At 45.2% G+C, this 12995-nt stretch carries 8 protein-coding genes; 2 read left to right on the forward strand and 6 right to left on the reverse strand.

Annotated features, from left to right (window positions below; translation table 11 throughout):
- Positions 1-60: 60 nt before the first annotated feature.
- The 4 genes from IEY13_RS20760 to IEY13_RS20775 all read right to left on the reverse strand — a co-directional run bounded on the left by IEY13_RS20760 (position 61) and on the right by IEY13_RS20775 (position 7007).
- Complete coding sequence (locus IEY13_RS20760) at positions 61-924, reverse strand: MotA/TolQ/ExbB proton channel family protein (protein WP_188955818.1); 864 nt, start codon at positions 922-924, stop codon at positions 61-63.
- A 445-nt stretch (positions 925-1369) separates the two neighbouring features.
- Entirely contained in the window at positions 1370-2893 is a 1524-nt protein-coding gene (locus tag IEY13_RS20765; RefSeq protein ID WP_229687940.1) for a RagB/SusD family nutrient uptake outer membrane protein, read from the reverse strand.
- A gap of 129 nt (positions 2894-3022) precedes the next feature.
- Positions 3023-6055: a SusC/RagA family TonB-linked outer membrane protein gene (locus IEY13_RS20770; protein WP_188955821.1), complete on the reverse strand. Its 3033-nt coding sequence runs from the start codon at positions 6053-6055 to the stop codon at positions 3023-3025.
- A gap of 67 nt (positions 6056-6122) precedes the next feature.
- Positions 6123-7007: an inositol oxygenase family protein gene (locus IEY13_RS20775; RefSeq protein ID WP_188955823.1), complete on the reverse strand. Its 885-nt coding sequence runs from the start codon at positions 7005-7007 to the stop codon at positions 6123-6125.
- Between the two features lie 157 nt (positions 7008-7164).
- Here IEY13_RS20775 and IEY13_RS20780 point away from each other — a divergent pair, with 157 nt between their 5' ends.
- A complete protein-coding gene (locus tag IEY13_RS20780; RefSeq protein ID WP_188955825.1) occupies positions 7165-8172 on the forward strand; it encodes a LacI family DNA-binding transcriptional regulator in 1008 nt (335 codons plus the stop codon).
- Here the strand turns inward: IEY13_RS20780 and IEY13_RS20785 are convergent, their stop codons facing one another.
- Positions 8173-9339, reverse strand: a complete 1167-nt coding sequence (locus IEY13_RS20785) for an acyltransferase family protein (protein ID WP_229687941.1) — start codon at positions 9337-9339, stop codon at positions 8173-8175.
- Between the two features lie 141 nt (positions 9340-9480).
- Between IEY13_RS20785 and IEY13_RS20790 the strand changes: the two genes are divergently transcribed.
- On the forward strand, positions 9481-11697 hold the full coding sequence (locus tag IEY13_RS20790) for an alpha-N-acetylglucosaminidase (protein WP_188955827.1): 2217 nt from the start codon (positions 9481-9483) through the stop codon (positions 11695-11697).
- Here IEY13_RS20790 and IEY13_RS20795 read toward each other — a convergent pair.
- A complete protein-coding gene (locus IEY13_RS20795) occupies positions 11675-12943 on the reverse strand; it encodes an ABC transporter permease (protein WP_188955829.1) in 1269 nt (422 codons plus the stop codon). The two genes, IEY13_RS20790 and IEY13_RS20795, sit on opposite strands and share 23 nt — an antisense overlap.
- Positions 12944-12995 lie beyond the last annotated feature (52 nt).

The following is a 12995-nucleotide window of genomic DNA, read 5'->3' on the forward strand; positions in this document are numbered from 1 at the left end:
TTTTATTTAAGATGCACTAATCACTCATTTCCATAAAACAAATACCTGTTTTTACACAGACTATTTGTAGTTGGCGGCAAAGCTTTGGGTCAGGGTAAAACCAGACTCATCAATACCGTAAGTGATAGCATCAATTCTTGTAGTGAACATGTTGTAGAACACGATCGCGATAGCGGAAGTACCGATACCTAATGCGGTGTTATACAGGGCCTCAGAGATACCTTGAGACAGTTTCTGAGCAGCTTCACCACCACCGCTGTCACCTAAGGCAGCAAATGAACGGATCATACCTAATACGGTACCTAACAGACCAAACAGGGTTGCTACTGATGCAATGGTAGACAGGAACACCAGGTTCTTTTCCAGCATTGGCAGTTCCAGTGCAGTTGCTTCTTCGATTTCTTTTTGAATGTTCAGCACTTTCTGCTCTGTTTCCAGCTCAGCGTTGCCAATCATTTCTTTGTACTTACGAAGACCAGCCTTCATTACGTTACCTACAGAACCTTTTTGTTTGTCACACTCCGCCAGCGCCTTGTCCACATCTTTATTCGCTAAGTGAAATTGTACTTTACGGATGAACTCAGAAATGTTACCAGTGCCTTTTGCTTTGGAAACAGTCAGTAATCTTTCAATTACGAAAGTGATTACCGTTAATAAGAAACCGATCAGGATAGGTACGATGATACCACCTTCGTACATACGGGCCAGGTTGGTTTTAGGACCTTCGTGTGCAGGCCAGAAAGCGCCTTCACCTGCTCTTGTAAAGTTGGCAGGGTTACCTAAAACAAAACGCCAGATACAATATCCTAACAGGATACAAGCAAACGGTGCAATCCATGAAATGGCATTACTACTCTTCTTCGGTTGTCCAGAACTAACACTCTTTGTTGCTGCTGCAGTTGCAGTCGGTTTAGTTTCAGCCATGATGCAATTGATTTTTAGTTTTTAAATCTAATACTTAAAATTTGAGTTCGCAATTCTAACGAAAAATCGTTTTCAAAAACACGTATTTCCAATAATTTAATTTACGGGTACGCTAATTTAAAAGATTTCAGCCGCCGCCGCAAATTATTGCTGCAAGCCGTTTGCGGCCACTTTGCTAAATTATTTTAGGTTAAACCCACCTTTTTAAGGGGCTAACCTGTAATTTATAATAGTTAAATGCTTAACACACTTCTTTTTTGCCAGGATTATGTTAATATATATATCCCCGCTTTAACAGGATAATTTCGGATTTCGAAACCAGGTGAAACCTCTGATATGCGCTTTTTGTCTACCCCATCATAGCAAAGAACGGCAAAATAAAAAAAGGAATTGTACCTCAGGCAGTTACACCCCGTACAATTCCTTTGTGCCAAAGTTTTTTTATCTAGAAGTAGCCAGGATTCTGATCCAGCTTTGTATTAAGTATCATTACATCGTTAGGTATAGGGAATATACGCTTGCGGACGTCACCATCCGTTTTAAAGCCCCAGGAGCCTTCAAACTTGCCAAAACGGATCATATCGGTACGGTGTATAGATTCCCACGCAAATTCACGGCAGCGCTCCGCATAAATATTTTCTAACGATACAGTTGTCCATGGCGCAGATGTAGTTCTGACAGCCCGTAATGCATTTACCAGGGATAAAGCAGTTTGACCATTAGTAGCATTAGCGCCACGTAATATAGCTTCTGCCTTCATCAGCAGCACATCTGCATAACGGAACATGGGAATATCATTACCCTGGTTACGGGTAGTAGAAGTGCTGTCAGGGTAAAACTTATTGTTCCGGTATCCCATGTGCCATGCAATTTCATCGTTACCTACGTCAAAAGGCCTCGTGGCATCTCTTAAAATAACATCGCGGGTAATATTAACATGGTAAGTATAGGCGCTTCCTCCATCGCTACCTGTGTAGGTTTGATCATACCCCTTTTTAGTGGTAGCTACGGTAACCGGGCGACCATCGTAATAATATTGAAGTCCGGTAAGCCACTGGCCGTTACGCACATCATTTGCATCATTAAAGTAAGCATAGTATTCCGGCAGGGTACTCATTGGGCCGCTGGGTACATAAGGCAGGCTGAATCTGGCCCTCATAGACCTGGGTATGGTATATCTTGCATGAAACTGGGTACCATCGGTAACACCATTATCGTAAGGAACCGCAAAAATAAACTCCTTTATGGCAGGTCCGTTGTTGATATTGAACATTTTACGGTAGTCAGTTTCCAGTGCATAAGGCGCAGATGGAGCAGTTATAATACTGTCGCACATGGCTACCACATCATTATAACGGTTGGTACCATTATAAACCTGAGCATTCAGATACATTCTTGCCAGTAATGCAAAAGCCGTATACTTATTAGGACGGCCGTAAGTTTCCTGCCCCACAGCTTTGTTCAGATACGGTAAAGCCAGCTTCACTTCATTCTCAATAAAATTGAACACTTCGGCCCTTTTTGTGGTAACGGGTGAAGTAGTATCGCCAAACTGCGTTACAAGGGGAATATTACCCCATAAATCCATCATCATATAATAAGTAATAGCCCGCATAGTACGCACCTCTGCCAGACCTGTATTTTTTGCTGCCGATTCAGGAGCCTTATTAATCAGGAATAAGCTCTGGTTGGCGAGACTGATAGTTGTACTGAGGTTATACCATACCCAGGAGTTATGCGAGTGATTCCTGTTCCAGGTATGATAGTGCAGCTGCTCATGATAACCACCATCGTACCAGTTACCACCGCGGGCAGGCATAATCATTTCATCAGTACTTTCTGACTGAAGAAAGAAATACTCTCTTGAAAAAACCTGACGGAACTGACTGTACACCTGGCCTGCTACCTGTGCAAAATGTTGTGGCGTAGAGGGAAATACGTCACTTGTAAGTTGCGTTTTCACCTCCATATCCAGTTTATGACAACCGCTCAAAAGTGAAGCGGTAAACAATGTCACGGCTGACACTGCGCTAATAAAAAGAGCTTTCATATTCAATATTTTCAATTTCAATAATTTAAAAACCGGCAAAGCCTCTGCTTAAAACGACACATTCACACCCACCAGAATAGTTCTTGTTTTTGGATAGAAGTTTCTGGCATCAACCCCGGGTGCAATACCACCCTGATTAATTTCGGGATCAATGCCTTTGTAACCGGTAATTACGAAAAGATTATTACCAGAAATATAGGCGCGGATGTTTTTGATGTCTTTGCTCACATTTTTAAAATTGTATCCCAGCGTAGCGTTATCCAAACGAACATAGCTGCCGCTTTCAACATACCGGTCTGAATAAATCTGCGCATTCACATCTTTAGTAGACTCATCAGCCAGTGCAACCGGCAAATTTCTGAACTGCGCCATGGTAACCCATGATAAATCGGCACGGGTAACGTTCATAATTTTGTTACCTAACACAGAACGCATAAATATATTCAGGTCCAGATTCTTGTAACGGAAAGTGTTATTCCAGCCAAGAATAACCTTGGGTTGTGCATTACCGGCAAGGTAATAGTCTCTTCTCGGGTTTAATTTGCTTAAATCAGACACCTGCTCACCTTTTGCATTGTAAAAGGTAGAAACGCCATTGGCGTTTTGTCCGGCGTATTTGTACACAAAGAACTGACCAATAGGCTGACCAACCAGTATCATCTGAATTTTAGAACCAGTTTGTCCGCCACCATCCGGCTGCACCAATTGTATAGAATCTGCCTGGAAGCGGGAGTCAGAAAGGCTGTTAAGCTTGTTTTGGTTATGCGCCAGATTTATACTGGAAGTCCAGCTGAAATCGCGTTTTACCACTGGCGTTACATTCAGGGTAAACTCAAACCCCTTGTTAGTCATTGAACCTACGTTAGCGGTTAATGAACCCGATGGATATAAAGAAGTACTTACAGGAAAGGTATAAATGAGGTCAGTAGTCTTTTTATTATACCATTCCAAAGAGCCGGTTACTCTACCCTTTAACAGGCCGAAATCGATACCGATGTTAGTAGTAGCTGTTTTTTCCCAACGCAAATCAGGGTTTTCGTTCTGGATGGCACCAAGCGCGTTATCCCATACACCATTATTATAAAACTGACTTCTGGTACCGTAAATAAGCTTGGTGGTAAGTGGGCTGAAACCAGCAGAGTTACCTGCTACACCATAACTCGCTCTCAGCTTTAAGTCGCTCAGGAAAGTTACATTCTTCAGAAATTGCTCCTGATCTAACCTCCAGGATAAACCTACAGATGGGAAATATCCCCATTTATTGTTGTCGCCAAACACGTTAGAACCATCACGACGTATAGATCCCTGCAGGGAATACTTATTGTTAAAGCTGTAGTTAATCCTTGCAAAGTCTGAAATAAGCTTTACATGCTCGTAGGTAGCACCCCCTAAATTAATTCTGAAGCTGCCCACCGCATAAGGATTACCAAGGCTTAAGTTATAATAGCTTACCGCATCAGTAGGAAAATTGGTACTGCTGGCAGAAAAGCCATCTCCATTCTCCGTATCCTGATAGCTATAACCCACTACCGCATTAATGGAATGCAGGCCAAACTTACGGTCCCACGTAAGATAGGTTTCCAGTATCTTATTGGTATTAGTTGTTGTGCTACGCTCCGCTTTACCATTAGTACCGCCAATAGTGACCAGTGAAGGATCGGCTGGCGGGTCTGGCACGCTGTATACGTTTGCGTAGTTATTGGTAAAATAACGATTATAGTAAGCAGAATATACATTCTGAAAACGTTGGTAAGATACATTCACATCGTAGGTAAGGCCCAGGGGCAATTTCAACTGCGCAGTAAAGGTTCCTAACAGGTTGCTGTACTTACTACCCTCCTCCGCATTGCTCATCATAGCAACAGGATTGTAATAAGAACTCATATTGAAGTTCTCATACCAGCTGCCATCTGCATTTTTTACCGGTGCCGTAGGCAGATAAGTAAGCATTTGCGCCAATATGTTACCCTTATAAGGTACATAAGTAGCCTGACTTACAGAGTTAGTAACAGATAAGCCGAGTTTCAGTTTATCATTAATAGCTTTCTGATCAATAGAAAGACGGGCAATCATACGCTTTAAACCATTGAGCTTTAAAATACCCTGCTGGTCAAAATAGTTAACACTGGCATTGTAAGTAGTGTTTTCAGAACCACTGCCAAACGACACGTTATGGTTGTGTGAGATAGCGGAAGAACGCTGCACTTCATCCTGCCAGTTGGTATTGCCACCTTTGTCATTCTCCGGAGCCAGTACAAGATTATTTTTAGCTAAGAAAGATTTGTATTGCTCAGCGTTCATCATTTTAAGCTGATTGGATACTTTCTCCTGTGCTATATATCCATTATAGTTTAACTGCAATGCGCCCTTTTTACCCCTTTTGGTAGTAACCATAATAACGCCATTGGCAGCTCTGTTACCGTAAATTGCTGCGGCGGCAGCATCTTTAAGTACATCAATACTTTCAATGTCATCAGGTGCCAGGATAGACATATCTGCACCAGGTACGCCATCAATTACAAAAAGCGGGGACTGTGCACCGGTTCTTAATGTAGAAGCACCACGCAATACAATAGCAGCAGAAGCATTGGGATCGCCGCTTTTGCTAATATTCAAACCAGGCACCTTACCCTGTAACATCTGTCCCACATCACTTATAGGGCCACGGTTAAGATCACCACCCTTTACGCTGCTGATAGAACTGGTAAGCGTTTTACGACTTGCCTTACCATATCCTACTACCACCACATCGTTCAAATCGCCCACCTTTTCCTTCAGAGTAACAGCCATAGTTGCACCTTTGCCCACCGTTTGTTCAAATGCAATAAAGTTTACAGCATTAAAAACAAGTATATCACCTTCAGCTACACGAATAGTAAAAGAACCATCTGCACCCGTTACCACATTAGCATTGGTGCCCTTTACATTAACACTAACAGAACCAGCAGGCTGCCCCTTGCTGTCTGTAACAACCCCCTTTAGCTCTTTCTTTGTTTGTGCAAGCATTGTAAGGGGTAATAAAAACACCATCAACAATACATACAGTCTCGTTCTGAATGCCCTCGGGCTAATCGATCTCATAACAGTTTATTTATGGTTTACCTTAAAAAGGTGTCAAAAACAGGCAGCAATAAAAGAATAACTAATTCTAAAAACTTATAGATTCCGGCAAATACTTTTTAATCAGCGCCTCGTAATAAGGCTTAATAGCATTCCAGTCCGGCGCTACCGGATTTTTCGAATACAGGTCGTACGGATTAAACAGTTTTACCCAGTTAAACATTTCACGGTCATGATCATCCATCAGATGCTCATACGCGCCTTCGCGGTGCTGAGAATAGAAGGAGTGATACCGTAACATATATAAAGCGGGTTCAGGTAAATGATCTTTCATCATCTGATACACGTACTCATCATGTCCCCACGACATATGTACATTTCTCAAACCGCAGCCATGTGTGTACACACCGTATTTGCTGTTGTACCGGCTGTCGTTAAAATCGGGGTTGGCGCTGAAAAACTCCGGGTACACAATCTTATCAGAAAAAGCACATCCTACCGGAAAAGTGTCGCCCACTACCGCCCACTGGGGTTCGCCAAACAAACACAGTACTTTACCCATATCGTGCATCAGCCCTACCATCACCATCCAATCGGGGTGACCATCGTTACGGATAGCCTCCGCTGTTTGTAACAGGTGCTGAAACTGATCCAGATCGGTGTCGGGGTCGGAATCGTCAACCAACTGGTTTAAAAAGTCAAATGCCTCCCATATAGACATCTTTGCTTTATCAAAGCGCAGGAAATTGTTTCTTTTTTCCTGTACAAAGTCATAGCATTGAAACTGATGGTTAAGGCGGTAAAATTCACGAACCGTGTCGCGGGTGGGCTCTTCGTAATTTCGGTACTCGTCTACTTTTTTCTCACCTGCAATGGTCGTAGGGTCGGGATAACGTTGTAAAAGGTCATCTTCCCATTCGTCCAGGCTACCCAAAGGAGCATTAACGGAAGAGTTATTGCTTAATTCTGACATATAGCAAGCTTTTTTATGATGATATAAGAAGCCAATCGCAGAACTAATTTGACACTTTTTTAACAGCTGCGAAAGTAGGGCTATTGGGTTTATTTACGAAATCGTTTTCGCATTACTGCTTAATTTGCAGTTAGTTTGCAGTACAGAAGTGTCCCTTATGTCTATAACAATCAAGCGGCTGGCGCAAGAATTGAACCTGTCGGTTTCTACCATTTCCAAGGCTTTAACCGATAGCCATGAAATAAGTGCCGAAACCAAACAAAGGGTTATACAAAAGGCGCAGGAGCTGAATTACAAGCCCAACCCGTACGCCAGCAGCCTCCGTGGCCGCAAAAGCAAAACCATTGCAGTTGTGCTGCCCGAAATAGCAGACAGCTTTTTCTCACTCGCTATTAATGGCATTGAAGAGGCCGCTTCTGAAAAAGGCTACCACGTATTGATTTACCTTACCCACGAAAGTTTTTTGAAAGAAGAAGCTATGCTGAAAGACTTCCAGAACGGCCGGGTAGATGGTATTCTTATTTCTGTCTCGCGCGAAACCGCCGGCAGCACTCATATACAGGAAGTAATAGACCGGGGTATACCCGTAGTGTTTTTTGATAGGATACGGGAAGATGTAAGCACCGCCAAGTTTACTACCAACGACTACGAAAGCAGCTACAATGCTACGCTGCATCTGCTGGAAAAAGGTTGCCGTAACCTGAGTTTCCTCTGCATTTCACGCGATTTGCTTATCAGCAACAGCCGCATACAAGGCTATCAGCAAGCCTTAAAGGATAAAAACATGCCTGAAGCAGAAACTGCCGTTATCAACTGTACCAACAACGCAGAGGAGAATTACCGGATGATTAAAGCTTTACTTTCCGGCAAACAAAGGCCCGATGGTATAATAGCCTCGGTGGAAAAACTCACCAACCCCGTATACCTGGCTTGCCAGGAATTGCAGCTGCGTATACCACAGGATGTAAAAGTGCTCAGCTTTTCTAACCTGGAAACAGCCCCCCTGCTCAACCCCGCACTTACCACCGTTACACAACCCGCCTTTGATATGGGCAAAGCAGCCGCCAACCTGCTGCTGAAATGCCTGCAGAAAAAGCACAGCATACTGGGTAAAGACACACAGGTAATACCTTCTACCTTAATTGTACGCCAGAGTACCGTGTAGCTATATTTTCAGAAACCATTTGTTGCGGTAAAGGAAATAGAGAAAAGCCAGCTGTACCACTACAATGCCTGCTGCATACCATACCGGCTGCCAGTTGGCAGGTGCATATTGTATAACGCCCCCAAAGAGGTAGCGCGAAGTGTGGCCAAAATTAATAAGCCCCTCTGCAGCCATATAAATGGTAATAGAATTGGTGCCTATCCATACCAGCGGCGTGGCCCATTTGCGGTAGCCTGCCACATCTATAGTCAGATAAAACACGGCCAGAAACAACAGACTAAATCCACCAACATACAACACAAAGGAACTTGTCCAAAGTCGTTTGTTAATAGGAAAAGCCAGGTTCCACCAGCTGCCCAGCAATATCAGTACTATGCCTGCCGCCACCAGTAAAACACCTTTGCGTGCCGGAGTGTAACGGTTTTGCCATTGCAGTAATTGCCCGGCAAATACGCCCAGCAACGCCGAGGATACCGCAGGCAGGGTAGACAATATTCCTTCCGGATCATGTACCCCATCATGCAGTTTTCCTGGTAACAGCAACCGGTCGATATACGATTCCAGGCTACCCTCCATCGTCAGCACACCCGCACCATAACCTGGCACCGGCACCCACATCATCACTGCCCAGTACCCAAGCAGCAATCCGGCAAACCAGAGCAACTGCCCTTTAATACCATTGTTGAGATAAATAAATGCAGCCAGACACCAGGCCAGCCCTATACGCCCCAGCACACTGGCAAAACGGGTTTGCTCCCACCCTTCAAAACGAAGCAGACCATTCACCACCATGCCCAGCAACAGCAGTATCAACGTACGGCGTATAATAGAACGATACACCTTCCATTTTACCGTACCCGGCAGTTGCCAGGCTTCCAGTACCTGATGCACCGCCAGCTGTTTGCCAAATGAGTAGGGCATAGATACCCCCGCAATAAACAGGAACAGCGGAAATATCATATCGTAAAAAGTAATACCGTTCCAGTCGGTATGATGCAGCTGGTTCGACATCCACACAGCCGGCCCCCAGCCGCTGGCTTTGGCCAATGCATGCACCAGCCCCTCCCCACTCATAATCCAGAACATATCAAAGCCCCGCAATGCATCCAGCGATTGCAGGCGCGGCAGCTTAGGCGCAGCAGTAGTATTCATGGCAACTTCGTTCATGCAGTTTTCTCTAAGAGCTTTAAATTTACCGGTTCAGACTGAAAGAAAACGATTTCGTAAAAAATGTATTTATCACAACCGCGCACTCCCGTTTCATCGGTAGCTTTATCCAAGCATCATTTGGTTACAAAACCCCTGTTTATGTTAGCTATTAAACGATTATCGCTTTGCCTGTTACTGCTTTCGTGTTTCCATTCTTTTGTGCACGCACAATCCAATGCTGTTAACAGTAGCAAAGGTTTATTACAGCGCGTAGTGCCGCAACACGCCAGCCAGTTTATTATTGAACAGCTGCCTGTTGCAGACAGCAATGCTTTTGAAATAGAAAGCCGTGGTAAAAAAATAGTATTACGGGGTGGCAATGGTGTAGCCATTGCCTCGGCCCTATACCACTATCTGCAGGAATATTGCCATTGCCAGATTACCTGGAACGGCACCAACCTGAGCCTGCCACGCACCCTGCCACAGGTGACTGGCAAAATACGCAAAACCACGCCGTACGAATACCGGTACAACCTGAACTATTGCACCTTTAGCTACAGCATGAGCTGGTGGGACTGGGAACGCTGGGAAAAAGAAATTGACTGGATGGCGCTGCACGGTATTAATATGCCACTGGCCATTACCGGTGAGGAATACACCTGGTACGAGGTGTACAAGGAAATGGGCTTTACCGACGCCGATATGGATGCCTTTTTCTGCGGCCCCACTTACTTTGGTTGGTTTTGGATGGGTAACCTGGATGCATGGGGCGGCCCGCTGCCCATGAGCTGGATACAAAGCCATAAAGAATTACAGCAAAAAATTCTGAAACGCCAGCGCGAACTGGGTATGAAGCCGGTATTACCTGCTTTTACCGGCCATGTGCCACCTGCTTTTAAGCAACGTTTTCCCAAAGCAAAACTGAAACAAACCAACTGGGGCAACGGCTTTGCAGATACCTATATACTGGATGCTGCCGACCCCATGTTTGCAGAAATAGGCAAGAAGTTTCTGCTGGCGCAGGAACGCATATTCGGTACCGACCATCTGTATTCGGCCGATACGTTTAACGAGAACGAACCGCCATCTGACGATACCACCTTTCTGGCAGACCTTAGCGCCAAAGTGTTTGAAGGCATGCGCAATGCAGATAGCAATGCCATATGGGTTATGCAGGGCTGGTTGTTTTACAGCGACCGCAAGTTCTGGAAAGCCCCGCAGATTAAAGCACTGCTGAATGCCGTACCGGATAAACACATGCTGCTGCTGGACCTGGCTGCGGAAATAGAACCCATCTGGAAACGTACAGAAGCCTTCTACGGCAAGCCCTGGATATGGAATATGCTGCACAACTTTGGTGGCAACATCAGCATGTTTGGCCGTATGGATGGGGTAGCACAAGGCCCGGCTGAAGCCCTGCACAGCGCCAACGCCGGTAAAATGAAAGGCATTGGTTTAACCATGGAAGGCATTGAGCAAAACCCGGTGATGTATGAGTTGATGACGCACCACACCTGGCGCGATGCCCCTATTGATCTGGCTACCTGGCTTCCTACCTATATCCGTAACCGTTATGGCGTAGCGGATGCCAATGCTGTACAGGCCTGGAACATTCTGCGTGCAACGGTATACAACGGTCAGCGCATCAGGGATGGAGCCGAGTCTATTATAACCGGCCGCCCTACTTTCGACTCTGCCAATACATGGACAAGAACGCCTTTAAACTATGCCCCGGCAGATCTGGTGCCGGCATGGGATTACTTTCTCAAAGCCATTCCTGCCTGCAAAACCAAAGAAGGTTTTCTGTATGATATTACGGATGTTACACGCCAGGTACTGGCCAACCACGCACGTACCCTGCAACTGCGGTTTATTGAGGCCTATGAAAAGCAGGATGTGCCAGGCTTTGCCAAAACCAGCCAGGACTTTCTGACCCTGATTGCAGATATAGACCGCCTGCTGGCAACGCGTAAAGACTTTTTGCTCGGCCCCTGGATTGCAGATGCCCGCAAATGCGGCAACACCGCAGCAGAGAAAGCTTTGTACGAACGCAATGCCCGTAACCTGATTACTTTATGGGGTGATGCGGCAAGTCCTTTACACGAATATTCCTGCCGCCAGTGGAGTGGTTTGCTGAACGACTTTTACAAAGCCAGATGGCAGCAGTTTTTTGATACTGTAAAAGTGGACATGGCCCACAACCGCAAAACCGACGTGAAGCGTTTTGATAGTACCATTGCCCAATGGGAATGGAAATGGGTAAACACACAGAAAAACTACCCGGTAACCACCACGGGCAATACTATTGAAGTTGTAAAAGAATTATACAATAAGTACAGAAAACAGCTGCCTGCTATTCGTACCGCAGCGCGTTGATAGGATTTAAACGGGATGCCTTGATAGCCGGCCACAAACCGGCTAAAAGGCCTACCGCAGTACAGATGGCAATACCGGTAGCCACCCAGCCCCAGGGTACCACAAAGCCGGTGCCCAGAAAAAGGGCTACCACATTGCCGATAAGTACACCCAGTATAATACCGCAGATAGCCCCCATCAGGCTGATGATGGTAGACTCGAAAAGGAATTGTAAACGAATGTTTTTGCGTTTGCCGCCTATAGCTTTAATCAGCCCCACTTCACGGGTACGCTCACTTACCGCCACCAGCATAATATTCATTAACCCAATAGCAGCGCCTATAAGGGTAATTAGCCCGATGCCACCGGCAGCTGCCTGTATTACACTCAGCAGGCTGATGAACTGTTCTGCCAGTTTATCGCTTTTCTCAATTACAAAATTATCATCCTCGGTAGGGTGCAGTTTACGTATGGCCCTGAAAGTGGCCATGGCCTCGTTCACCCCACCGTTTACATGTTGAATATCGTTGAGTAATACACCAATTACATAAGAAGAAGCGTTGTTGGAAATATGGCGCACGTTATTGTAGGTAGTAATTACAATATTATCTGCACGCATCATGGCACTGGTACCCTTGCTTTTCAGTACCCCTATAACCCGGTACGGCCGGTTACCCACACGCACCATTTTATCTACCGCGCGCTCCGGTATGTTGTTGAATAATTTATTAGCCACATCTATGCCCAGCAAACAGATGTTCTGGCCGGAACTAACATCAGCAGCACTGAAATTGCGTCCCGATCCTATTTCAAACCCATTCACTTTCAGGTAATTCTCATCCCCGCCGTTAATACGTACGTTCGGGTTTGTTTTCTTATCACCATAATGAATTTCGTTACCGCCACGGCCACTGAGGGAAATACTTACGGTGGAAGGATAATGATAATTGGCTTTAAACAACTCCGCATCAGTCATACTGATGGGCTTGTCCAGATTGGATTTCTTTTGCCGGCGACCGCCTTTTTTTGACTTAACACTCTGGTTGTTATTGCCAAAACGGATACGTTCTTTAAAAGCGATGGTAAAACCGTTTGCGCCCATAGTGGAGAAACTGCTACGCAAACTGCCGTTCATGGCATCAATAGCTGTAATAATACCTATCAGCGCCATAATACCAAAAGCAATAATAGCTATGGTAATGCCTGATCTGAGCTTGTTGCTGCGAACGGTTTGGAAAGCCAGTGTAAAGGAATCTAAAAGCGTCATACGCTGTACAGGATATTAGTTTTCTCCTGTAATAAAGATACAGCACACCGGC

This window comes from Filimonas zeae (assembly GCF_014641615.1).
Taxonomy (GTDB): domain Bacteria; phylum Bacteroidota; class Bacteroidia; order Chitinophagales; family Chitinophagaceae; genus Filimonas; species Filimonas zeae.